Source organism: Citrobacter sp. GW821-FHT02E08 (assembly GCF_059421685.1).
Window position 1 is genome coordinate 268,044 of record NZ_JBWKVL010000001.1, and the last position, 22,449, is coordinate 290,492.

The following is a 22,449-nucleotide window of genomic DNA, read 5'->3' on the forward strand; positions in this document are numbered from 1 at the left end:
GTTGTACATTCCAGGTGGTTAACTATGTGTATTGGAGTTCCGGGTCAGGTGCTGGCCGTCGGTGAAGATATTCACCAGCTTGCGCAGGTTGAAGTGTGCGGCATCAAGCGTGATGTCAACATTGCGCTGATATGTGAAGGCGATACTGCTGAGCTGGTCGGGCAGTGGGTACTGGTGCATGTGGGATTTGCGATGAGTATCATCGACGAAGAGGAAGCCAAAGCCACATTAGATGCACTGCGCCGTATGGAGTATGACGTCACCAGCGCCTGATAACCCCTGATGACAATCTGTTAAGTGCCCTTACATCGCTATATAATTAATTATACATCGATAGTGAGGACACCCGCATGCTTAAATCCTTACGCCAGCTTTCCTTGCTGGCGTTGCTTTTTTCCCTGCCATTACTGGCTCAGGCCGACCGAACATTTACCGATCAACTTGGCCGCCAGGTGACTGTTCCGGACTCCGTGGATCGCGTGGTCGTGCTTCAGCATCAGACGCTAAACCTGTTGGTGCAGATGAATGCCACCGACAAAATTGTTGGCGTGATGGCGAACTGGAAACAGCAACTTGGCGACGGTTACGCGCGCCTGGCTCCGGAACTGACAAAGAAAGCCACCCTGGGTGATTTAACCCATGTGGATGCTGAAGCGTTGGTGGCTCTGCACCCCCAGGTCGTGTTCGTCACGAACTACGCGCCACAGGAGATGATCGACAAGATAAGCCACCTCGGCATTCCGGTGGTGGCTATTTCTCTGCGTGTTGATACCGCCGGTGAACAATCCAAAATAAATCCGACGATGGCGGATGAAGAACAGGCTTACGATCGGGGTCTGCGTGAAGGTATTACGCTTATCGGCGATATCGTCAACAAGCCGGAAGAGGCAAAAGCGCTGATTGCAGCAACGGATAACGGGCGCAAGAGGGTCAGCGATCGTTTGCAGGCTATTCCTGAAAATCAGCGTGTTCGCGCTTATATGGCGAACCCGGATCTGACCACCTACGGTTCCGGTAAATATACCGGGGTGATGATGGCGCATGCGGGGGCGCTGAATGTAGCGGCTGCCACGATTAAAGGCTTCAAACCGGTAGCCATGGAACAGGTGATTGCCTGGAACCCGCAGGTGATCTTCGTGCAGGATCGCTATCCGAAAGTGGTCGACGAGATCCTGCAAAGCCCGCAGTGGCAGGTGATTGATGCGGTGAAAAATCACCGCGTATACCTAATGCCAGACTATGCCAAAGCCTGGGGCTACCCGATGCCGGAAGCGATGGGCATCGGTGAATTGTGGATGGCGAAAAAGCTCTATCCACAGATGTTTCAGGATATTGATATGCGTAATGTCGCCAATGACTGGTATCAGCGATTTTATCGTACCGATTATCAGGGTGTTGACTGATGCACATACTGGCTGCCGGGAGTTTACGCGCGGTCTGGCGACCTCTAATTGCGTGTTTTCAGGCGCAAGAAAGACAGGATATTTCCTGTGATTATGGTCCAGCGGGGTTGCTGCGCGAACGGATTGAAGCAGGGGAGCCGTGCGACTTTTTTGCCTCGGCAAACCTGGCGCATCCGCAAGCGCTGTTGGACGCCGGGCGCGCGCTGTTTGTCGCGCCATTCACCACCAATCGCCTGTGTCTTTGCGTACGGGAAGATCTCGTGCGTGCCGGTGATGACTGGCTGGCGCTGTTAACCCGTCCGACGCTGCGGATTGGGACATCAACGGCGGGTTGCGATCCGTCCGGTGATTATACCCAGCAGCTTTTCTCACGAATGGGGGAAGCAGGAGAACGTGTGCGAGAGCGCGCAGTGGCGTTGGTCGGCGGCAGGGAAACATTAGCCATTCCGGCGGGCAGGCTGGCTGCGGAGTGGTTAATCAACAACGACTACACCGATGCCTTCATCGGCTACGCCAGCTATGCGCCCAGATTGCGTGAGGTTGCTACGCTAAAAATTCTGGCAATACCTGAGCCGTATAATCCGGTTGTTCAGTACGCTTTTGCTTGCTTAAGTGAACGGGGTAAGCCGTTTTCAGACTTTCTGCTTTCACCACAAGCGGGGGCGATCCTCAGGCAACATGGGTTTAGGTAAACAGAGACAAACGTGTAGGCCTGATAAGCAAAGCGCCATCAGGCAATCTCATGCCGGACGGTGACGTAAACGTCTTGTCCGGCATCCAGGTTTAGCTCTGGCGCTTATCTTCGGTCTGGGTGTCGAAGTCGCTGGCGTCATGACGTTCATGCAGTTGCTCGTCCAGCGGTCCGTGAGTGCGGTTTACAATCCGCCCGCGCTTAACAGCCGGACGCTCTGCTATCTCTTTCGCCCAGCGCTGGACGTTTTGATAACTGCCCGCATCGAGGAACTCTGCCGCGTCGTAAACGTTCCCTAACACGACGTTACCGAACCACGGCCAGATTGCCATATCGGCAATGGTGTACTCATCTCCCGCGACATACTGGTTATGAGCTAACTGCTTATCCAGCACATCCAGCAGACGTTTAGCTTCCATCGTGAAGCGATTGATGGCGTACTCAATTTTCACTGGCGCATAGTGGTAAAAATGGCCGAAACCACCGCCGAGGAACGGTGCAGCTCCCTGGAGCCAGAACAGCCAGTTCAGGGTTTCAGTGCGTTTTGCCAGGTCCTGCGGCAGAAAATAGCCAAACTTTTCCGCCAGATAAAGCAGGATAGAACCTGATTCGAACACACGACACGGCGGGGTCAGCGAATGATCGCGCAACGCCGGGATCTTCGAGTTTGGATTGACCTCAACAAAGCCGCTGGAAAACTGATCGCCTTCGCCAATGCGGATGAGCCAGGCGTCATATTCCGCTCCGGTTACGCCCTGCGCCAGCAACTCCTCCAGCAGGATTGTCACTTTCTGACCGTTAGGCGTTCCCTGAGAGTAGAGCTGTAGAGGATGCTTGCCGACAGGCAGCGTTTTTTCATGGGTTGGGCCAGAAACCGGGCGATTGATATTGGCGAACGCGCCGCCGTTGGATTTTTCCCACGTCCAGACTTTCGCGGGCTGATAAGTGTTATCGGACATGTTGACCTGCCTTCTGAGGGGTTGTGTTGAAGCAGTGTAGCAGTTCAGTACGTCCGCATTTAACAGATTGGGACATTAAGATAGCCACCCATTGTGAATTTTTTGCCTCTGAACGCCATCCGCTTCGTTGAGGTGTATGATAAGTCGACCTCTGTCCGGTTAGTGTCGCAGAGCAGGCAATCAGAGCGAAAAATTAACGCCAGGCTGCTCAGGCTGTATTGTTTTGAGGTAAGGTGCATGAGCAAAGGAACGACTAGTCAGGATGCCCCTTTCGGGACATTATTGGGCTACGCCCCCGGTGGTGTGGCGATCTACTCTTCAGATTACAGCTCCCTCGACCCACGGGACTACGACGATGATGCTGCTTTTCGTAGCTACATTGACGACGAATATATGGGCCACAAATGGCAGTGCGTCGAGTTCGCCCGCCGTTTTCTCTTTCTTAATTATGGTGTTGTGTTCACTGATGTTGGAATGGCGTGGGAAATCTTCTCGCTGCGCTTCCTGCGTGAAGTGGTGAATGACAACATCCTGCCGTTACAAGCTTTTCCTAATGGTTCTCCCCGGGCACCCGTCGCGGGCGCGCTGCTGATCTGGCAAAAAGGCGGTGAGTTCAACGACACTGGCCATGTGGCGATCATCACCCAGCTACTGGGCACCAAAGTCCGCATTGCGGAACAGAACGTGATCCACACGCCGCTTCCCCCGGGTCAGCAGTGGACCCGTGAACTGGAGATGGTAGTAGAGAACGGCTGTTATACCCTTCGCGATACCTTTGATGACACCACTATTCTGGGCTGGATGATCCAGACGGATGATACGCGCCACAGCCTGCCGCAACCTGAGATCGCCAACGACGCGTTGAAGATCCGTGGTGCGCGGCTGGAAGACACAGGGCAGTTTGACGGTAAATGGCTCAATGAACAGGATCCGCTGCAGAAAGCGTATGTGCAGGCGAATGGTCATGTGATCAATCAGGATCCGCATCAGTATTTCACCATAACCGAAAGTGCAGAGCAGGAGCTGATCAAAGCGACCAATGAATTACATCTGATGTACCTGCATGCGACCGACAAAGTGCTGAAAGATGACAGCCTGCTGGCGCTGTTTGATATCCCGAAAATCCTCTGGCCGCGCTTGCGGCTCTCCTGGCAACGCCGTCGCCACCATATGATCACCGGTCGTATGGATTTTTGTATGGATGAACGCGGGCTGAAGGTATATGAATACAACGCCGATTCCGCGTCGTGTCATACCGAGGCAGGCTTGATCCTCGAAAGATGGGCGGAGCAGGGCTATAAAGGGACGGGGCATAATCCGGCGGAGGGGTTGATCAACGAACTGGCGGGCGCCTGGAAACACAGCCATGCGCGTCCTTTCGTGCATATCATGCAGGATAAGGATATTGAGGAGAACTATCATGCGCAGTTTATGCAGCAGGCGCTGCATCAGGCGGGCTTTGAAAGCAAGATCCTGCGCGGTCTGGATGAACTGCGTTGGGATGATGCCGGTCAGTTGATTGATGGCGAGGGTCGGCTGGTGAACTGCGTCTGGAAAACCTGGGCGTGGGAAACGGCCATTGAACAGGTGCGTGAGGTCAGTGAAACTGAATACGCGGCGGTACCGATTCGTACCGGGCATACCCACCAGGAAGTCCGTCTGATCGATGTGCTGCTCCGCCCGGAAGTTTTAGTCTTTGAGCCCTTGTGGACAATGATCCCCGGCAACAAAGCTATCCTGCCGATTCTGTGGCAGCTGTTCCCCCATCATCGCTATCTTCTTGATACGGATTTCACCGTTAACGATGAACTGGTGCAGACAGGATATGCGGTGAAGCCGATCGCGGGCCGCTGTGGCAGCAACATTGATTTGGTCAGTCATCAGGAAGAGCTACTGGATAAAACCAGCGGTAAATTTGCAGAGCAGAAGAACATTTATCAGCAGCTTTGGTGTCTACCAAACGTGGCGGGTAAGTACATTCAGGTCTGTACGTTCACCGTTGGCGGTAACTACGGCGGCACTTGCCTGCGTGGTGACGAATCACTGGTGATTAAGAAAGAGAGTGATATAGAACCTTTGATAGTTGTGAAGGCGTAGCCTCTCGTTTTGAAGAGAAATCAGCGGTGGTTGTCTGCCGCCGCTGATTCATAAAGGTCATTTCATTCTCAAAACGCTAAAAACGACTTCCTGGCAGGCATGTTGGTGCGGCAATCCCGGTTTCGGCGTTGCATCTCCCTTGAAATATCTGAATTTAGTGTTGAATGGCGATATATTTAACTGAAATTATACGCCGACTTTCATTGGTTCACTGACTTCTGTGCGATGGGGCGCAAATTGTTTCAATTTTTCTGTTGTTTTATTTAGAGCAATACTACTTTCAGATTGTTTTCGCATCACATGCTGTATTATTTCTGAGCAGAAAATTAAAAGTGTGATATTATTCCCACCATGAAAAGTGACTGACAAAGATGCTCAGCCACAGAATCCAATATACACCGACATGAGTTAACAAGACGTTCTCATACTGTTATGCCCCCATATCAATAAATATTCCTATTAAATAAAATAACGCCTGGCAGTACTGGGTTTGTTTTTAATTCTGGATTAGTCAAATACATTTAATTTTGTTAAGTGATATTGTGCATCAGATATAAACAATGTCACATACAAAACAACATCACTCTCTATTTATTAACAGTCAACAGACAGGTATTAGCAATGCATTTCATTAAACTGGTTGCGGCTTTTTTATTTGTTATTTCTGGCAGTGTATTGGCAGCAGATCTTACAGTGACTCCAGCAGTGATTAAAACGACTAAAATTTATCAGAGCAGTGCCGCTACCCATATGCAAAGCGCTTCTCATCATATGGCGACTGTCGAGCAGGGTGGTGTAAATAATCGGGCCTCGATTACTCAGGCGAATGCAGGGAATACGGCAGATATAAAGCAAAATGGTCATAATAATAGCCTGTCGATCTCCCAAAATGGTGGATATGATATGGCTGATGTGCAACAGGATATCGCGACCTCTAACAGCGATATTACCATTAACCAGGGGACTATGGATTTAGGTACGGATTCTCGTGATGCAAGAACGGTTCACGTTCAGCAACTCGGCGCGACAGGGAGTTCAGTGAATATTACTCAAAATGCTGCGGCTTCAGCATATGTTAGCCAAAGCGGTTCACAAAATAGTGTCAGTATTGTGCAACGCTGATCAGCGTATTTTTTCTGCCCTGTATGAAGTGACTCTGACCATTTATAAAAAGTGGGATACAATCTTGCTGCACTAAAGTGCTACCTGTTCAGAAGGGAAGTGGTAATGCTTCCCTTCTCCAGACGTTGTTGCGCCTACATCATAACAATCTGACGTTTTGCACACGGGTTGGGTATGAGTTGGTTGATCCTGCTTGCCCCATTTTTCTTTTTCACTTACGCTCAGGTCAGCGTAAAGAAGAAGAATATTTAAAAGGGTGACTATGAGAATTATAACTATCGTTTTTTTGCTGCTTTCATTTCCTGCTATGGCTAAGGATCAAATAGTTACACTTTCGGAATTGCAAACTCTATACGATAAATTAAACATCTCGACTTTTCGAAGTTCTTTAATGCCAAAGAGAACGAAAGATATGGTCTATTTAAGTCAAACAGGGCTTCCTGCTCCTGATTATTTTAGTAATGGATTTTCGATAGAGAATAAAGACTGGATCTATACATTTAGCGTCATAGAGAAAAAAGACAAGAACAGAGACGGCGTTATCGACTACACAATCTGTTTCTCGGATAAATCGAAAACAGGAACATATCATTCAGTCCAGCCAATGTTGATTTCACCATTAGGCATCGACGGTCAATTCATCGCTCTGTCATTCACCGTGGATGGATGTTGACTTCAGGAAGTGAGCGGGTCTCTTGAACGCAATCAGGGGGGATACCTTATGGAATAAAACTACATTAAAAAACGCCGAAGTATGGGCATGATATTGTTTTTATCAAGTGTAATTCTTCTGCTTGTTTTCATCCCCAATTTGTTATTAAAGTAACTCATAACACCAGGGATATTTATATCAATTTTGATGCAGCTGAAATGATTCATTGATGATATTTTTTGTGATTCACAGCCAAATGATTGGCTGGATAACGCCTTTCCCGTTCGACACCAAAGAGCAAAATGCTCACAGTTATTTTTAAGCAGGTTGTACTCTGACATACCTAAGCATTGCCGAGCCCTTTGATACGACTGCTCAAGGGAAAACTCAGTGGTGTGTTTTTCATCAAACGCCATAATGTCAAAGTAACGTTCAAATTTTTCTACAAAATGATCTAAAGGTTCTCTCTTTACCGCACCATCTGAAAAATGTATGACTTTCTCATTCCCTGCGTAAATACCAAAATGATAAAACTTAAACCCTAATTTAGATAACTCTGAGCGAATGACACATCCTCTGCGTATCTTTTCTTCTTTAATGTATTTTGGTTCATGTCCCATAATTTCCACCTTAATATACATCTGTCGTATCAGTTCTGCAGTAACGCTCCATGATATAACATGCTGTTCTTGAAGAATAAAGATATTTGGCGAGCAGCTCAGAAAAAAGGTGCGTTTATAAATAAAATATTATCTTTATCTGAGTCCGGAGGACTCTATAAAAGCATCATGGTTGACTGATATTACGATTATGCCAATCCGGCTATAGGCAGATTTACGGACTAGGGCATAGTTTCCAGAGAGTAATGTCTATGGCTGAGGGATTATGTAGGACCGGATGTCGGTGGTAGTGAACGGGCTTAATGAGCACGGTTGACCAGAAATCTACCAGAACCCCAAAAGCAAAAAACCAGTCGTAGGCTGGTTTTTCTGGAATAAGTGGTGCCGGACTCGGGTTTACAGCCGGCTACGATGACACAGGCATAGAGTCGGCAGGGCACTGGGGGAATGTGAAGGTGGAGATGCTCTGGAGGGGGAATACTGCCAGATCAAAACCCGTCAGCGTAACCACAGACTGCCTGGCTGAGTGCTTATCACCTGTGGACTCCGGTGTTTTATAAATATGTGACGTACGTATATAAACCGATGTTTTATTTTATTCGGTTATGTGTTTTATTTGTTTCAGGCGGTAACACTCCGCCTCTGGGATTCTGTTGTTGCCATGACTTACGGGACCTGGGACATGGCTCCCGACAGATGGTCAACTCTGACCGGAAAACGCATAACTGGAGACAAACGTGAAAAAATTATTTTGTACGGCATTATTGCTGTTGAGCAGCTCCTGCTTTGCACAAAGTACTGATGTTAAAGCGGTGACTGACGCGGTAGAAAATATGCGTCTTGCCATGCTCAGCGCTGAAAAAGCCAGTCTGGAAAAAGTGGGCCTGCCTTCTCTGAGCTATGGTCACTCAAGCGGAAGAATTGAAAATAACGCCGAGTTTGTTGATGCGATTGTGACAGGCAAATCTAAATTTGAGACGCTGAACCTTAACGACCAGACTGTCCAGGTTGACGGGGATGTTGCCATTGTCCGCCATATTCTGGAGGCAAAAACCCATGACAGTGGTAAACCGGCGGGTGAAGTTAAAATCGGCGTGATGCTGGTCATGAAAAAAGACAGCGCCGGAGAATGGAAGTTGCTAGCCCGTCAGGCGTATAAGTTACCTCAGTAATATTCAGGAATCTGGTGCATCAAATGATGGATGTACCAGATTTTGCAATACAGGCGCTGTAACCTCAGGGCACCATGAAACCAGGAAGGAGTTTCAGCCGCTTACACAGTGTCTTCTTGCTTCTGGAACCAAAGGTATGCGCGATAACGCGTTTCAGACGCAACTCCCGTGCGTACCACCACCAGCGCAAACACTTTTTGCCGCCGACAAACGATCACATCTCGTCCACTTCGCAAATCAGCTGAATTTACAGGTTCTCCAGAGGCAGAGTAGCAGCACCTGTAGTCAGCAAGACCAGATATCTACCGGAACCCCAGAAAGCAAAAAACCAGCCCGTAGGCTGGTTCTTCTAAATAGTGGTGCCCGGACTCGGAATCGAACCAAGGACACGGGGATTTTCAATCCCCTGCTCTACCGACTGAGCTATCCGGGCAACGGGGCGCATTAAAACCGATCCGCCTCGTTTCGTCAACGAAATTTCTTCAAATTAACGCAGACTGCACAATCTATCACCACTTTGCTGTTATTGCACACATCTTCAGGAAAAAAACGCTGTCCAGGCGGCAGAGAATGGCATCGCCAGCAGCAGGGCAGGCAGCATATTCACCACGGCAAACATCTTAATTCCGCAGATACGTAAACCGGTCGCCAGCAGGAGCAATCCGCCCACTGCGCTAAAATCCGCCATCATCGCGGGGGTGGTGAGCGGCAGGAGCAACGCAGCGCTGGCGGCCAGCATTAACTGAATGACAAGCATTGGCGCAGAGATGGCGGAAACCGCGATCCCCAACGAGCAGGCAAAAATCATCGCGGTAAAGAAATCGAGAAAGGACTTGGCGATTAAAATGCTCGGATCGCCCGTCATTCCCTCATGCATCGAGCCGAAAATACCGGTGCCGCTTGCGCAAAAGAGCACAATGATAGCCACGTAATTCTGGATAAAAGTGTCGTGGACGGCCGTTTTTCCTGGCTTCTTAAACAGTTGCGGTGCCTTTGCGACTGCTGAATTGATGCCTCTTTCCAGAAAACAGATTTCACCAATCAGCGCGCCAATAAGGGTCGCCAAAACCATCACGGGCAGGTTGGCGCACTTGATGACCAGTAAAATACCGATTCCCAGTGAGGCCAGACCGAATATCGAGGTCATTGAGACGCGAAGACGTTCCGGTAAACGCTGGCTGAGAAGTGAACCGATCACACCGCCAATCAACACAGCGCTGGCGTTAATAAAAGGACCAATTACCATATTAGCTCCCATAACTATACTGACAGATTGCATTATTATGCTCTGATAATCGCGTTTAATGGCAGTTTCTTAGCAAAGTGAATGCATACGGATTTTATCTTGCAGCCCCTGGGGAAAGGTGCCATGATTGCGCGAATTTTCTCCTGTCTGAATGGGGTTGCCTGGGATGATTGTATTCCCCTCACATCACCTTCAACATCGCCATCTCGCGCGAAGCTTGCCCTTTCCTGTGACCTCCCGACATTCGCTCGCCATGCGGTGAGGGAAGCGTACGCTCACTGCAGGACAACAGTAAAATCAGATAATGTCTGCTTTTACTGATGTCTGGCGGTCGGAGCTGGTGACCAGTTTGACCCGACAAATCGTTCGGCAAGGCCATTGTGCTTTGTCCGGGGCTTTTACACTCCCGAAACGGGTTTTTGTGCTTATGAAATCAATGAATATTGCCGCCAGCGGTGAGCTGGTATCCTGCTTGTCTACCCACCGTCATGTGGTGGCGCTGGACAGTACCGATTTTACCGACGTCGCGGCAGTCGTCATTACCGTTGCGGACAGCCGTAGCGGCATTCTTTCCCTGCTCAAACGTACCGGTTTTCATTTGCCGGTATTTATGTTCTCAGAAGAGACGACAGACGCGCCTGCGGGCGTCGAGGCGGTCATTGCGGGCAGCGCGCAGGACTGGCTGGAACTGGAGTCTGCTGCCTGCCGTTATGAAGAGGATCTGCTGCCGCCATTTTATGACACGCTGACGCAGTACGTTGAGATGGGCAACAGTACCTTTGCGTGCCCCGGGCATCAGCACGGCGAGTTTTTTAAAAAACATCCTGCGGGTCGCCATTTTTACGACTTTTTCGGTGAAAACCTGTTTCGTGCCGACATGTGCAACGCTGATGTGAAGTTGGGCGATTTGCTGATCCACGAAGGATCGGCGAAACATGCACAGAAATTTGCCGCCAAAGTCTTCCATGCGGATAAAACCTATTTTGTGCTTAACGGGACGTCAGCGGCGAATAAAGTGGTTACCAATGCGCTGCTGACACGCGGCGATCTGGTGCTGTTTGATCGTAACAACCACAAGTCGAATCACCATGGCGCACTTATTCAGGCGGGCGCTACGCCGGTTTATCTTGAGGCGGCACGTAACCCGTTTGGTTTTATCGGCGGCATTGATGAGCATTGTTTTAACGAGGCGTATCTGCGCGAGCAAATTCGCAATGTCGCGCCGGAAAAGGCAGATAAAGCGCGGCCCTTCCGTCTGGCCATTATTCAGCTTGGCACCTATGACGGCACTATCTACAACGCACGCCAGGTGATCGACAAGATAGGTCACCTTTGTGACTACATCCTGTTTGACTCGGCCTGGGTGGGTTATGAGCAATTTATCCCAATGATGGCCGATGGCTCGCCGTTGTTGCTGGAGCTGAATGAAAACGATCCGGGCATTTTCGTTACCCAGTCTGTCCATAAACAGCAGGCCGGCTTCTCGCAAACCTCGCAGATCCACAAGAAAGATAACCATATTCGCGGCCAGACGCGTTTCTGCCCGCATAAGCGACTGAATAATGCCTTCATGCTCCATGCGTCGACCAGCCCGTTCTACCCGCTGTTTGCGGCGCTGGATGTTAACGCCAAAATTCATGAAGGGGAGAGTGGCCGCCGCCTGTGGGCGGAATGCGTCACGCTGGGTATTGAAGCGCGTAAAGCTATTCTCGCCAGCTGTAAGATGCTTCTGCCATTTATTCCTCCCGTCGTCGACGGCAAACCGTGGCAGGAACATCCCACATCGGTGATTGCCAGTGAGCGCCGCTTCTTCAGTTTTGAACCCGGTGCGAAATGGCATGGTTTTGAAGGGTATGCCGACGATCAGTATTTTGTCGATCCCTGCAAGCTGCTGCTGACGACGCCTGGCATTGATGCCCAGACCGGGCGTTATACCGATTTTGGTATCCCTGCCACCATTCTGGCGCACTATCTGCGTGAAAACGGCATCGTGCCGGAGAAATGCGATCTCAACTCGATTTTATTCCTCCTGACGCCAGCTGAAAGCGCTGACAAAATGGCGCAACTGGTGGCGATGCTGGCGCAGTTTGAACAGCATATTGAAGACGATACGCCGCTTTCAGAGGTGTTGCCGACCATCTTCAATAAATACCCGGTGCGCTATCGCGACTATACCCTGCGCGAACTCTGCCAGGAGATGCACGATCTGTACGTCAGCTTCGATGTTAAAGATCTGCAAAAAGCGATGTTCCGTCAGGTGAGTTTGCCAAAGGTGGCGATGAATCCTCAGGATGCCAACAGCGCGTTTATCCGCGGTGATGTCGAGCTGGTACGTATTTGCGATGCAGAAGGCCGTATCGCGGCGGAAGGGGCGCTACCTTACCCTCCAGGCGTCCTGTGCGTGGTCCCTGGTGAAGTGTGGGGTGGGGCGGTTCAGCGTTACTTCCTCGCGCTGGAAGAGGGCGTGAACCTGTTGCCAGGTTTTTCACCAGAGCTACAGGGCGTGTACAGCGAAACAGACACAGACGGCATTAAGCGTTTGTATGGCTATGTGCTGAAGTAAGTACGAAAAAAAACGGGTCACCCAAAGGTGACCCGTTTTTGTCAGAGAAGAATTAGTGTGTCACGGGCTGAGAGCCTGTTGGCGTGCGAACGTGTTTGTATTTAAACAGGGCGACGAACGCGAAAGCCAGAATCAGAGAGTAGCCGGCGAAAATCAGCCACACGGTTTGCCAGTCGGTAATACCGTTCAGTGTGTAATGCTCAACCACTTTCCCGCTGACCACACCTCCCAGGATGCAACCGAAACCGTTGGTCATCATCAGGAACATACCCTGTGCGCTGGCTCGGATTTCAGGGCGAACTTCTTTTTCAACAAACACTGAACCGGAGATGTTGAAGAAGTCGAAGGCGCAGCCGTAAACAATCATCGACAGAACCAGCAGTACCGTACCGAACGGCGTCGGGTCGCCATAGGCGAACAGACCGAAGCGCAGCATCCACGCCACGATACTGATAAGCATAACGTTCTTAATGCCGTAGCGGCTCAGGAAGAACGGGATCGTCAGGATAAACAGGGTTTCGGAGATCTGTGAAATCGACATCATCACCGAGGCGTGCTCAACAATAAAGCTCCCGGAGAACAGCGGGTTGTTGTCGAAGCTGTGCAGGAAGGTGTTCCCGAACATGTTGGTGATTTGCAGTTCAGCGCCCAGCATCATTGAGAAGATGAAGAAGATCGCCATACGCTTGTTTTTAAACAGCGCGAAGGCATCCAGACCCAACATTGAGGTCCAGCTCTGGTTTTTCTGCTGGTTGGCTACCGGAATATGCGGCAGCGTCAGGGTGAACAGCGCCAGAACAACGGAGAGGACAGCACCGATGTACAGCTGCATATGGCTCAGTTCGAAGCCGGAGAAGCTCACACCCCACATGGCAAAGATAAAGCCGATGGTGCCCCAGATACGGATTGGCGGGAAGTCGGTCACAATGTCCATCCCCGCAGATTGCAAGCGGTAGTAGGAGATGGTGTTGATCAGACCCAACGTCGGCATATAGGCCAACGAGTTAAGGAGGATCACGAAGAACATTGCGCCCGGCGTGGTCACCTCCGCCGCCATAAACAGCGTTGCGGCGCCAACTATGTGGCAAATGGCATACACCCATTTCGCACTTAACCATTTGTCCGCCACAATCCCTAACAGCGTAGGCATCAGGACGGCGGCGATCCCCAGGGAGCTATAAACAGCACCGATGGAGGCACCGTCAAACTTAAGGGTGACAAACATATATGAGCCGAGGGTCGTGAGCCAGCTTCCCCACAGGCAGAACTGCAGAAAGGAGAGGACTTTCAGCTGCAGCTTAAGATTCATGTTAATTTCCTCACACCGTAATGCGGATGAATGTTTTAAAAGGCACATTTGCCGTTGCAATATGATGTGATTCTATCAACGACAGACCTTCGTTTTTTGTTACCTGTGACAAATATTTGCAAACATTTTCCTATTGCAAGGCAAAAGGGTGATGGAGTTAACACTTTTATACCCCGCCCTCGTGGTTTCCAGAGGGCGGGAGGGGGCGCAGAGAGGCTATTTACGGCGATATGATTTTTGCGCCGAATTGACCTTATACAAATAACGACGCGATTCTGCAGAAGGGTGTCGGGTGGTCAGCGTCTGGTAAACATCTCCTGGCGACATGCTGTTAATAATAGCAGCAGCCCGGATCTTATCATTGGAGAATACGCGCAACACGCTGCCCGCGCCGCCGTTGTAGGCCGTGATCACCGCGTAGCGTCGTGATGTCGGGTTATCGATCCCCCCTAAATACACATTGTTGAGCATCGCCAGATAAGCGGTGCCGGTATCAATGTTACTGGCAGGATCGAACAGGAAGCTGCGGCTTGGGGTGCCCGAACGTCCCTGCGAACGGAAAACGTCTTTCCCGGCGCTATGCTGAACCACCTGCATCAGACCCAGCGCGTCGGCATGACTGACCGCGTACGGGTTAAAGGAAGATTCAGTCTGCATAATCGCCAGAATGAGTGATTCTTCGACGCCATATTTCCGTGATGCCTGACGCACCATACCAAGGTATTTATGCGCGCGTTTATCAAGGTGGTTTGGGACAAGGTTGATGGTGACGCTGTAAATGATACGCAGACCGTTGCTGCGGCTCTTAAGCCGGGTTTGCAGCAGATAATCGGCGAAGTTTGTCGCCCGGCCCTCCCAGCGAATGGCCTGGCCTGTATGATCCACTACCTGACCGTACAGGAATGGCTCTTTGGAGATCTGAATATCATCAACGTCAGAATAGAGATCGACGGTTGTCGGATCGTCGCCCATTAACAGCGTCTTGATAATGGCGCGACGCAGATGCCCGGCGGGATCTGTTCCGGCAATGGTTTCAACGGTGATGGTACCGGCATCAAAGTTGATATGGCTGCGGGTCTGAAACTGATCGGTGTATTTCACATAGTCTTTTGGACCTGCGATCAGAACTTCCTTGAACCCCCACAGATTTTCAATGTTATGGGCAAATTGCCCCATCAAAATATCAAAACCGTTGGTATCCTTGACCCAGGCTTCATTGTACGAATCGCCTTTGTTGGTCGAACTGGAACAGGAGATGAGCAACGGCGCAACAAGTGCAAGCGCGAAAAATTTTTTCATCATTCCGGGAGTGCGTGTTGTGTTGTTATGTGATGTAAAAAAGGGCGGTTAAGCCCTTATTTTTTGTCTTCCGGCGTATAGCCTTCAATGTGTACATCTTTGCCTTCAAACAGGAAGTTAATCATCTCCTGTTCCAGCAATTTACGATGCTCAATATTCATCATGTTGAGTTTCTTTTCGTTGATCAGCATCGTTTGTTTATGCTGCCACTGCGCCCAGGCTTCTTTGGAGATTTCGTTATAGATGCGTTTTCCCAGTTCGCCTGGGTACAGCTGAAAATCCTGGCCTTCGGCATCACGTTGCAGGAAAGTACAAAAAATCGTTCTGCTCATAAATTATCCTCTTTATCGCCCGACGGCTTAAACCAAAGCGCCGGTGCGTAACTGCTGTAACAAACGCTCCACGGGAGCCGCCAGTCCGACCGACGGCGGTTGCACTAAGTTATACCAGAGCGCGTTGCCTTCATCCATGCATGAGGTGAAGGAAGACACGGGAAGCCACATGGGCACAATATCCAGATGGAAATGGCTGAAGGTATGGCGAAACGCATTCAGCTGACTAAGTTTATCAGCTTTAATATTCCGTTGCGCCAGCCACTTACGCAGGCCATCCTCATCTTCAAACTGAGGAAAACAGTACAATCCCCCCCACAATCCGCTGGGAGGCCGCTGCGCCAGCAGCACGGTATCTTCATGCTGCATCAGCAAAAAATAGCCAGTGCGTTCCGGTAGTGTCTGTTTCGGTTTTTTGCCGGGGTAGAGCGACCAGCTGTCGTTGGCGGTCGCGATGCAGCCGTTTTGTAGTGGGCAAAGGGAGCATTTTGGCTTCGACCGCGTACACACCATCGCGCCTAAATCCATCATCGCCTGGTTAAAACGCTCAACACCGTTGGCGGGCGTGACCTGTTCACTGATCTCCCACAGTTTTTTCTCGACCTCTTTTTTGCCCGGCCAGCCGCTCACCGCGTAGCAGCGCGCCAGAACACGTTTGACGTTGCCGTCGAGAATCGGGAAATGTTTGCCCAGTGAGAGAGAAAGTACGGCACCTGCAGTAGAACGCCCGATGCCAGGCAATGCCGCCACTTCATCGAAGGTCTCCGGAAACTGACCGCCATGTAGCGTGACAACCTGTTGGGCCGCTTTGTGCAGATTTCGCGCCCGCGCGTAGTAACCTAAGCCGGTCCATAAATGAAGAACTTCGTCCAGCGGCGCATTGGCTAAATCAGCCACCGTGGGAAAGCGCGACATAAAGCGTTCAAAATAGGGAATAACCGTGGCAACCTGGGTTTGTTGCAACATGACTTCTGAGAGCCATACTTTGTAAGGCGTCTTGTCAATTTGCCAGGGCAGCGTTTTCCGCCCGTATTTGTCGTACCAGCCCAACACCTGAGCTGAAAATTGAGACGCTTGCATGGTCACCGCTTAATATTTGCTGGGGGGCAGATTGCAGCACAGAGGCAACAGGGTGTAAACCGGAACTTTCCGGTGCTGACTTTCTTCCTTTACTTGCATCCGCCAACTAACTTTGGATAATGCCCGTTTTCGCAACTCAATCACAAGCAGACTTAACTTTTATGAAGAACGACGTCATTTCACCGGAATTTGATGAAAACGGCCGCCCGTTGCGCCGTATTCGTAGTTTTGTTCGTCGCCAGGGGCGACTGACGAAAGGGCAGGAACACGCGCTGGAAAACTACTGGCCGGTGATGGGCGTTGAATTCAGCGAAGATCCTGTGGATTTTGTGGCGCTGTTTGGCCGTGAAGCGCCGATCACGCTGGAGATCGGTTTTGGGATGGGCGCATCGCTGGTGGCGATGGCAAAAGAACGTCCGGAACAGAATTTCCTCGGCATTGAAGTGCATTCACCGGGGGTGGGCGCATGCCTGGCTTCTGCCCATGAGGAAGGGGTTGAGAACCTGCGAGTGATGTGCCATGACGCGGTCGAAGTGCTGCATAAAATGATTCCTGACAATTCTTTATCCATGGTTCAGCTCTTTTTCCCTGACCCGTGGCATAAAGCGCGTCATAATAAACGCCGTATCGTTCAGGTACCGTTTGCTGAGCTTGTGAAGAGCAAGCTGAAACTGGGCGGTGTTTTCCACATGGCGACCGACTGGGAAGCCTATGCAGAACACATGCTTGAGGTGATGACCTCCATCGACGGGTATAAAAACCAGTCTGAAACCAACGATTATGTACCGCGCCCGCAATCGCGCCCGGTAACCAAATTTGAACAGCGTGGTCATCGTCTTGGCCACGGCGTATGGGACTTAATGTTCGAGAGGGTGAAATAATGGCAAAGAACCGTAGCCGTCGTCTGCGTAAAAAAATGCATATCGACGAATTCCAGGAATTAGGATTTTCGGTTGCATGGCGTTTTCCGGAAGGTACATCTGAAGAGCAGGTTGATAAAATCGTTGATGATTTTATTAATGACGTCATTGAACCGAACAAACTGGCCTTTGACGGCAGCGGTTATCTGGCCTGGGAAGGTCTGATCTGCATGCAGGAAATCGGTAAATGCACGGAAGAACATCAGGCGATAGTTCGTAAATGGCTGGAAGAGCAAAAACTTGAAGAAGTGCGCACCAGCGAACTTTTCGATGTTTGGTGGGACTAACAAAACATACGGGGCCAGCATTTGCTGGCCCGATTTGTCTTGAGGGAAAGTTATGATGCGCAAAACGCTGCTGGCGGCAGTCCTAACGTTCACGGCGATGGCCGCACACGCAGATTACAAATGCAGCGTCACACCGCGTGACGATGTGATTTTGAGCCCGCAAACGGTGCAGGTGAAAGGCGAAAATGGCAACCTGGTCATTACGCCGGATGGCAACGTGACATTCAACGATAAGTCGTACACCCTGAGCGCTGCACAGCGTGAACAGGCGAAAGATTACCAGTCTGAATTACGCAGCGCGTTACCGTGGATTGATGAAGGCGCCAGAAACCGGGTCGAGAAAAGCCGTGTCGCGCTGGACAAAATCATCGCCAAAGAAGTGGGTGAAAGCAGCAGTATGCGCGGTCGTCTGACTAAACTTGATGCGCAACTGAAAGAGCAGATGAACCGTATTATCGAACATCGCACGGACGGCCTGACATTCCACTACAAGGCGATTGATCAGGTGCGTGCGGATGGCCAGCAACTGGTGAATCAGGCGATGGGCGGCATTCTGCAGGACAGCATTAATGAGATGGGGGCCAAAGCGGTGCTCAAAGGCGGTGGTAATCCACTGCAAGGCGTACTGGGAAGCCTGGGGGGCTTGCAAACATCGATTCAAAATGAATGGAAGAATCAGGAAAAAGACTTCCAGCAGTTTGGCAAAGATGTCTGTAGCCGCGTCGTGACGCTGGAAGATAATCGCAAAGCGTTGGTCAGTAGCCTGAAATAATCCTTTCTGTTTTTTTAAGCAACGGCACGGTTTTGTGCCGTTTTGTTTTGTCTATTTCCCTCATTTTGATATCCATCTCTAAAATCAATACATTGGATGACATATTTATCTGTTTAATTGGAAGAGGTCACATTATTCATCTCCTGGGTTGCGATAATGCGTCAACTTTTTACGTAACTGGAGAAATAACATGGAGTTTTTCAAGAAAACGGCACTTGCCGCACTGGTTATGGGGTTCAGCGGTGCCGCGCTCGCTTTACCTAATGTCACTATTTTAGCCACCGGTGGGACGATTGCTGGCGGCGGTGACTCAGCAACAAAATCGAATTACACAGCCGGTAAAGTTGGCGTTGAAAACCTGGTGAATGCAGTGCCTCAGCTCAAGGATATTGCTGTGGTGAAAGGCGAACAGGTCGTGAATATCGGTTCTCAGGATATGAACGATGAGGTCTGGTTAACGCTGGCGAAGAAGATCAATACCGAGTGTGATAAAACCGACGGCTTCGTCATCACTCACGGCACCGATACCATGGAAGAGACCGCCTACTTCCTCGATCTGACCGTGAAGTGCAACAAACCTGTCGTGCTGGTCGGGGCAATGCGTCCTTCTACGGGGATGAGCGCAGACGGCCCGTTCAACCTCTATAACGCGGTGGTGACCGCAGCTGACAAAGCCTCTGCCAACCGTGGCGTGCTGGTGGTGATGAATGACACCGTTCTGGATGGTCGTGACGTCACGAAAACCAATACCACCGATGTTGCTACCTTTAAGTCCGTTAACTACGGACCGCTGGGTTACATCCACAACGGCAAAATCGACTATCAACGCACTCCGGCGCGTAAACACACTTCAGCCACGCCATTCGATGTCTCTAAGCTGAACGAACTGCCGAAGGTCGGGATTATCTATAACTATGCGAATGCGTCTGACCTGCCGGCAAAAGCGCTGGTTGATGCAGGTTATGACGGGATTGTGAGTGCGGGTGTCGGCAACGGTAACCTGTACAAAACGATCTTTGATACCCTGGCGACGGCTGCGCATAAAGGGACTGTCGTAGTTCGTTCTTCCCGCGTACCGACTGGTGCCACGACTCAGGATGCTGAAATCGATGATGCGAAGTACGGCTTTGTCGCTTCGGGTTCACTGAACCCGCAGAAAGCCCGTGTGCTGCTGCAACTGGCGCTCACGCAAACCAAAGATCCAAAACAGATCCAGACGATGTTTAATCAGTATTAATCCAGTGTGTCGGCTACGCCTTAGTCTTCCGCAGGCGTAGCCGCCATCCGGCAAATAGCCTGATGGTGCAGCACTTATCTGGTCTACGCTTTATCCTGCACTATTCAGCAAGAAACAGCTCAAGAAGAGAGTTTAAGAACAGCTTACCGTGCTGGGTAATTTGCCAGTACTCCTCGCACTCGGTCAGGTAACCCTGGGCAATGGCTTCATCGATCTGCGTACGAATAGCGTCTTCAGTCAACCCGGTGTACTGCGTAAATTCGCTACGCGGTGCGGCTTCCAGCAGGCGGAAGCGGTTCATAAAGAACTCAAACGGCTTATCTGCCACTTCGACATCGCGCTGGCTTTCGAGATAACGCCCCTGCATATAGCCACGTGGATGACGTGTTTTGGTGGTACGCAGAATGCGCCCATCCGGGAACGTCACTTTTCCATGCGCGCCACAGCCAATGCCTAAGTAATCGCCAAAGCGCCAGTAGTTTAGGTTGTGCTGACACTGATATCCAGGTTTTGCATACGCGGAGGTTTCATACTGCTGATACCCTGCTGCGGTTAATAACCGATGTCCCTGCTCGAAGATATCCCACAGAGCGTCGTCATCGGGTAATACCGGTGGGCGTGAGCCGAACAGCGTATTGGGTTCGATGGTGAGCTGATACCAGGAAAGATGCGGCGGATTAAGCGCGATGGCTTGCTGTAAGTCGTCCAGCGCTTCTTCCAGCGTTTGATCCGGCAGGCCGTGCATCAGATCGAGATTGAAGCTACGCAGCCCCAGCCCGCTTGCCAGATTCGCGGCGCGTTTGGCTTCTTCCGGGCCGTGAATACGCCCCAGACGCTGTAGCTTGAGCTCACTAAAGCTCTGCACGCCAATGGAGATACGATTCACCCCAGCATGCTGATAGTCAATAAAGCGATCCGCTTCGACCGTACCCGGATTCGCTTCCATCGTTATCTCTGCATCCGCCGCCAGGTTCAGGCGCGCCCGCACGCCATCCAGCAACGTTTGCATCGCCGGGCCGGAAAGCAGGCTCGGCGTACCGCCACCGATAAAAATGGTCTTTACTTCACGTCCCTGCGCGTAAGCCACTTCAGTATCCAAATCGCGCAACAGGTGCTGCACATAATCGTCGTGCGGCACTTCGCCTTTCAGCGCATGCGAGTTGAAATCGCAGTACGGGCATTTCTGCACGCACCACGGGATGTGAATATAGAGACTTAGCGGCGGCAGCTTAACCATGTCGTAAGGCATCCAGCAGCAGCTTCAATGCTTGTCCACGATGCGAAATCGCGCTTTTCTCTTCACGGCTCAGCTCTGCGGCAGTTTTACCTTCAGACGGCACAAAGAAGATGGGATCGTAGCCAAAGCCGCCGTTGCCGGCTGCCTCACGGGTAATGACGCCCTGCCAGCTACCGTGACACACCAGCGGCGTAGGATCTTCCGCGTGGCGCATATAGACCAGCACGCAGTGAAAGCGCGCCTGACGTTTATCGTCCGGTACATCCTGCAGGGCATCCAGCAGTTTTTCCAGGTTCTGCTGGTCGGTCGCATCTTCACCGGAATAACGTGCGGAATAGATACCCGGCGCGCCGCCCAGCACGTCAACGGCCAGGCCGGAGTCGTCGGCAATGGCGGGCAGACCCGTCACCTGCGCGGCATGGCGAGCCTTCAGAATTGCATTTTCGATAAAGGTCAGGCCAGTCTCTTCGGCTGAGTCGACGCCCAGCGCCGTCTGCGCCACAACATCAAGCCCGAAATCGCTTAAAAGCGAAGCCAGCTCACGCACTTTACCGGCATTGCCGGTAGCGAGGACTACTTTTTGCATAGGGATACCTAATCAGTTAACGCCGCAATTTCTGGCGGGATCTGTTGCGGATGAATGATTTTAACCTGTTTGTGGCGGCCGAGTTCGCCCTTTTCAATAACGATCTGGCTTTTGGCCACGCGGAACTGTTTGCTGAGAAACTTCACCAGATGGCTGTTCGCCTGGCCATCGACCGGTGGTGCGGTAATGGCGACTTTTACTTCGTCGCCATGTAAACCCACAATACTGTCACGGCTGGCTTTCGGCTGAATATAGAGCCGTAAAACCAGGCCGTCATCGCAGGGTGTAACGGCACTCATAGCGCCATCCACAGCCCCGGCAGCAGCATGTTACCTGTCGCCTGTAAGATCTCGGCGATGCCCATGTTGATGACATACAGCAACAGCACGAGGATCATCGGAGAGAAATCAATGCCACCCATAGAAGGCAGTAACCGGCGAATAGGGCGCAGCAGCGGATCGGCAAGCTGGATGAGCACGTATTCAACCGGGCTGCGGCCCTGGCTTACCCAACTCATGATCGCCATCAACAACAGAACCCAGAAAATCAGCAAACCGATGGTTTTCAGTACGATAAGTACGGCTGCAATCCAGATGATCGGCTGGAAAGTGACCACTTTAAACAGCACTATCGCCTTGATAAAGCTGAGAATGAATGCCACCAGTACCGATGCGCTGTCAATCGGACCCATGGGAGGAATGACACGGCGCAGCGGCCCGATAATCGGTTGAGTGACTTTCACGACAAACTGCGAAAACGGATTATAAAAATCACAGCGAGCCCACTGCATCCACACGCGCAGCAACAGCACCATGGTATACAGCTCAATAACGGTCGAGAGCAGGAAGGTCAACGTGTTCATGGC

General features: G+C 50.9%; 22 protein-coding genes, 1 tRNA gene and 1 pseudogene. 11 read left to right on the forward strand and 13 right to left on the reverse strand.

The annotated features are described in order from the left end of the window. Positions 1-24: 24 nt before the first annotated feature. The 3 genes from hybG to AC07UY_RS01320 all read left to right on the forward strand — a co-directional run bounded on the left by hybG (position 25) and on the right by AC07UY_RS01320 (position 2,095). A complete protein-coding gene (hybG, locus tag AC07UY_RS01310) occupies positions 25-273 on the forward strand; it encodes a hydrogenase maturation factor HybG (RefSeq protein ID WP_192613473.1) in 249 nt (82 codons plus the stop codon). A gap of 77 nt (positions 274-350) precedes the next feature. Further along, the gene (locus AC07UY_RS01315) at positions 351-1,403 is read left to right on the forward strand and encodes an ABC transporter substrate-binding protein (protein ID WP_494661443.1); all 1,053 of its coding nucleotides are present in this window, start codon (positions 351-353) and stop codon (positions 1,401-1,403) included. Then, positions 1,403-2,095, forward strand: a complete 693-nt coding sequence (locus tag AC07UY_RS01320) for a molybdate ABC transporter substrate-binding protein (protein ID WP_494661444.1) — start codon at positions 1,403-1,405, stop codon at positions 2,093-2,095. The genes AC07UY_RS01315 and AC07UY_RS01320 overlap by 1 nt, the downstream gene beginning before the upstream one ends. Positions 2,096-2,186: 91 nt before the next feature. Here the strand turns inward: AC07UY_RS01320 and yghU are convergent, their stop codons facing one another. Beyond that, positions 2,187-3,053: a glutathione-dependent disulfide-bond oxidoreductase gene (gene yghU, locus AC07UY_RS01325; RefSeq protein WP_494661445.1), complete on the reverse strand. Its 867-nt coding sequence runs from the start codon at positions 3,051-3,053 to the stop codon at positions 2,187-2,189. Between the two features lie 237 nt (positions 3,054-3,290). On the opposite strand from yghU, the gene gss reads away from it, so the two are divergent. Together gss and AC07UY_RS01335 are read left to right on the forward strand one after the other, a co-directional pair. Further along, complete coding sequence (gss, locus tag AC07UY_RS01330) at positions 3,291-5,150, forward strand: bifunctional glutathionylspermidine amidase/synthase (protein ID WP_203359998.1); 1,860 nt, start codon at positions 3,291-3,293, stop codon at positions 5,148-5,150. Positions 5,151-5,771: 621 nt separating this feature from the next. Beyond that, entirely contained in the window at positions 5,772-6,272 is a 501-nt protein-coding gene (locus AC07UY_RS01335) for a hypothetical protein (RefSeq protein ID WP_494661446.1), read from the forward strand. A 732-nt stretch (positions 6,273-7,004) separates the two neighbouring features. On the opposite strand, the gene AC07UY_RS01340 is transcribed toward AC07UY_RS01335, so the two are convergent. Further along, positions 7,005-7,544 (reverse strand): lecithin retinol acyltransferase family protein, encoded by a 540-nt coding sequence (locus tag AC07UY_RS01340; RefSeq protein ID WP_494661447.1) that lies wholly within the window; start codon positions 7,542-7,544, stop codon positions 7,005-7,007. A 737-nt stretch (positions 7,545-8,281) separates the two neighbouring features. Between AC07UY_RS01340 and AC07UY_RS01345 the strand changes: the two genes are divergently transcribed. Beyond that, entirely contained in the window at positions 8,282-8,716 is a 435-nt protein-coding gene (locus AC07UY_RS01345; RefSeq protein ID WP_494700613.1) for a nuclear transport factor 2 family protein, read from the forward strand. A gap of 70 nt (positions 8,717-8,786) precedes the next feature. Here the strand turns inward: AC07UY_RS01345 and AC07UY_RS01350 are convergent. The 3 genes and pseudogenes from AC07UY_RS01350 to AC07UY_RS01360 form a co-directional block, all read right to left on the reverse strand. After that, a pseudogene (locus tag AC07UY_RS01350) lies at positions 8,787-8,987 on the reverse strand (IS1 family transposase); the annotation flags it as partial. An 86-nt stretch (positions 8,988-9,073) separates the two neighbouring features. Further along, positions 9,074-9,149, reverse strand: a tRNA-Phe gene (locus tag AC07UY_RS01355). Between the two features lie 105 nt (positions 9,150-9,254). Further along, a complete protein-coding gene (locus tag AC07UY_RS01360; protein ID WP_494660685.1) occupies positions 9,255-9,962 on the reverse strand; it encodes a DUF554 domain-containing protein in 708 nt (235 codons plus the stop codon). Positions 9,963-10,389: 427 nt separating this feature from the next. On the opposite strand from AC07UY_RS01360, the gene AC07UY_RS01365 reads away from it, so the two are divergent. After that, a complete protein-coding gene (locus AC07UY_RS01365) occupies positions 10,390-12,525 on the forward strand; it encodes an ornithine decarboxylase (RefSeq protein WP_494660686.1) in 2,136 nt (711 codons plus the stop codon). Positions 12,526-12,577: 52 nt separating this feature from the next. Here the strand turns inward: AC07UY_RS01365 and AC07UY_RS01370 are convergent, their stop codons facing one another. The 4 genes from AC07UY_RS01370 to mutY all read right to left on the reverse strand — a co-directional run bounded on the left by AC07UY_RS01370 (position 12,578) and on the right by mutY (position 16,545). Further along, positions 12,578-13,834, reverse strand: coding sequence for a nucleoside permease (locus AC07UY_RS01370; RefSeq protein ID WP_494660687.1), 1,257 nt, complete (start codon positions 13,832-13,834; stop codon positions 12,578-12,580). Between the two features lie 216 nt (positions 13,835-14,050). Continuing rightward, a complete protein-coding gene (gene mltC / locus AC07UY_RS01375; RefSeq protein ID WP_494660688.1) occupies positions 14,051-15,136 on the reverse strand; it encodes a membrane-bound lytic murein transglycosylase MltC in 1,086 nt (361 codons plus the stop codon). 53 nt (positions 15,137-15,189) lie between these two features. Continuing rightward, positions 15,190-15,465, reverse strand: a complete 276-nt coding sequence (locus AC07UY_RS01380; RefSeq protein ID WP_192613456.1) for an oxidative damage protection protein — start codon at positions 15,463-15,465, stop codon at positions 15,190-15,192. Between the two features lie 27 nt (positions 15,466-15,492). After that, positions 15,493-16,545 carry an A/G-specific adenine glycosylase gene (mutY, locus tag AC07UY_RS01385; RefSeq protein WP_494700614.1) on the reverse strand — a complete coding sequence of 351 codons (1,053 nt, stop codon included), beginning with the start codon at positions 16,543-16,545 and terminating at the stop codon, positions 15,493-15,495. A 161-nt stretch (positions 16,546-16,706) separates the two neighbouring features. Here mutY and trmB point away from each other — a divergent pair, with 161 nt between their 5' ends. The 4 genes from trmB (at position 16,707) to ansB (ending at position 19,761) form a co-directional block, all read left to right on the forward strand. Beyond that, on the forward strand, positions 16,707-17,426 hold the full coding sequence (trmB, locus tag AC07UY_RS01390) for a tRNA (guanosine(46)-N7)-methyltransferase TrmB (RefSeq protein WP_203360008.1): 720 nt from the start codon (positions 16,707-16,709) through the stop codon (positions 17,424-17,426). Then, the gene (locus tag AC07UY_RS01395; protein ID WP_046497219.1) at positions 17,426-17,752 is read left to right on the forward strand and encodes a YggL family protein; all 327 of its coding nucleotides are present in this window, start codon (positions 17,426-17,428) and stop codon (positions 17,750-17,752) included. Before trmB ends, AC07UY_RS01395 begins: the two co-directional genes overlap by 1 nt. 52 nt (positions 17,753-17,804) lie before the next feature. Next, entirely contained in the window at positions 17,805-18,524 is a 720-nt protein-coding gene (locus tag AC07UY_RS01400) for a YggN family protein (protein ID WP_203360009.1), read from the forward strand. Between the two features lie 190 nt (positions 18,525-18,714). Further along, a complete protein-coding gene (gene ansB / locus AC07UY_RS01405; protein ID WP_276293931.1) occupies positions 18,715-19,761 on the forward strand; it encodes an L-asparaginase 2 in 1,047 nt (348 codons plus the stop codon). A gap of 100 nt (positions 19,762-19,861) precedes the next feature. Here ansB and hemW read toward each other — a convergent pair whose 3' ends face one another. Genes hemW through AC07UY_RS01425 form a run of 4 tightly spaced genes read right to left on the reverse strand, consistent with a single transcriptional unit; the run spans position 19,862 to position 22,446 of the window. Then, the gene (gene hemW, locus AC07UY_RS01410) at positions 19,862-20,998 is read right to left on the reverse strand and encodes a radical SAM family heme chaperone HemW (RefSeq protein WP_494700615.1); all 1,137 of its coding nucleotides are present in this window, start codon (positions 20,996-20,998) and stop codon (positions 19,862-19,864) included. Next, positions 20,991-21,584 carry an XTP/dITP diphosphatase gene (locus AC07UY_RS01415; RefSeq protein ID WP_192613450.1) on the reverse strand — a complete coding sequence of 198 codons (594 nt, stop codon included), beginning with the start codon at positions 21,582-21,584 and terminating at the stop codon, positions 20,991-20,993. Before AC07UY_RS01415 ends, hemW begins: the two co-directional genes overlap by 8 nt. An 8-nt stretch (positions 21,585-21,592) precedes the next feature. Next, positions 21,593-21,883, reverse strand: a complete 291-nt coding sequence (yggU, locus tag AC07UY_RS01420) for a DUF167 family protein YggU (protein ID WP_162380211.1) — start codon at positions 21,881-21,883, stop codon at positions 21,593-21,595. Then, on the reverse strand, positions 21,880-22,446 hold the full coding sequence (locus tag AC07UY_RS01425; protein ID WP_494660691.1) for a YggT family protein: 567 nt from the start codon (positions 22,444-22,446) through the stop codon (positions 21,880-21,882). The genes yggU and AC07UY_RS01425 overlap by 4 nt, the downstream gene beginning before the upstream one ends. Positions 22,447-22,449 lie beyond the last annotated feature (3 nt).

Coding starts and splice junctions, on each gene's coding strand:
- hybG (WP_192613473.1), top strand. CDS start 25: ATGTGTATTGGAGTTCCGGGTCAGGTGCTGGCCGTCGGTGAAGATATT.
- AC07UY_RS01315 (WP_494661443.1), top strand. CDS start 351: ATGCTTAAATCCTTACGCCAGCTTTCCTTGCTGGCGTTGCTTTTTTCC.
- AC07UY_RS01320 (WP_494661444.1), top strand. CDS start 1,403: ATGCACATACTGGCTGCCGGGAGTTTACGCGCGGTCTGGCGACCTCTA.
- yghU (WP_494661445.1), bottom strand. CDS start 3,053: ATGTCCGATAACACTTATCAGCCCGCGAAAGTCTGGACGTGGGAAAAA.
- gss (WP_203359998.1), top strand. CDS start 3,291: ATGAGCAAAGGAACGACTAGTCAGGATGCCCCTTTCGGGACATTATTG.
- AC07UY_RS01335 (WP_494661446.1), top strand. CDS start 5,772: ATGCATTTCATTAAACTGGTTGCGGCTTTTTTATTTGTTATTTCTGGC.
- AC07UY_RS01340 (WP_494661447.1), bottom strand. CDS start 7,544: ATGGGACATGAACCAAAATACATTAAAGAAGAAAAGATACGCAGAGGA.
- AC07UY_RS01360 (WP_494660685.1), bottom strand. CDS start 9,962: ATGGTAATTGGTCCTTTTATTAACGCCAGCGCTGTGTTGATTGGCGGT.
- AC07UY_RS01365 (WP_494660686.1), top strand. CDS start 10,390: ATGAAATCAATGAATATTGCCGCCAGCGGTGAGCTGGTATCCTGCTTG.
- AC07UY_RS01370 (WP_494660687.1), bottom strand. CDS start 13,834: ATGAATCTTAAGCTGCAGCTGAAAGTCCTCTCCTTTCTGCAGTTCTGC.
- mltC (WP_494660688.1), bottom strand. CDS start 15,136: ATGATGAAAAAATTTTTCGCGCTTGCACTTGTTGCGCCGTTGCTCATC.
- AC07UY_RS01380 (WP_192613456.1), bottom strand. CDS start 15,465: ATGAGCAGAACGATTTTTTGTACTTTCCTGCAACGTGATGCCGAAGGC.
- mutY (WP_494700614.1), bottom strand. CDS start 16,545: ATGCAAGCGTCTCAATTTTCAGCTCAGGTGTTGGGCTGGTACGACAAA.
- trmB (WP_203360008.1), top strand. CDS start 16,707: ATGAAGAACGACGTCATTTCACCGGAATTTGATGAAAACGGCCGCCCG.
- AC07UY_RS01395 (WP_046497219.1), top strand. CDS start 17,426: ATGGCAAAGAACCGTAGCCGTCGTCTGCGTAAAAAAATGCATATCGAC.
- AC07UY_RS01400 (WP_203360009.1), top strand. CDS start 17,805: ATGATGCGCAAAACGCTGCTGGCGGCAGTCCTAACGTTCACGGCGATG.
- ansB (WP_276293931.1), top strand. CDS start 18,715: ATGGAGTTTTTCAAGAAAACGGCACTTGCCGCACTGGTTATGGGGTTC.
- hemW (WP_494700615.1), bottom strand. CDS start 20,998: ATGGTTAAGCTGCCGCCGCTAAGTCTCTATATTCACATCCCGTGGTGC.
- AC07UY_RS01415 (WP_192613450.1), bottom strand. CDS start 21,584: ATGCAAAAAGTAGTCCTCGCTACCGGCAATGCCGGTAAAGTGCGTGAG.
- yggU (WP_162380211.1), bottom strand. CDS start 21,883: ATGAGTGCCGTTACACCCTGCGATGACGGCCTGGTTTTACGGCTCTAT.
- AC07UY_RS01425 (WP_494660691.1), bottom strand. CDS start 22,446: ATGAACACGTTGACCTTCCTGCTCTCGACCGTTATTGAGCTGTATACC.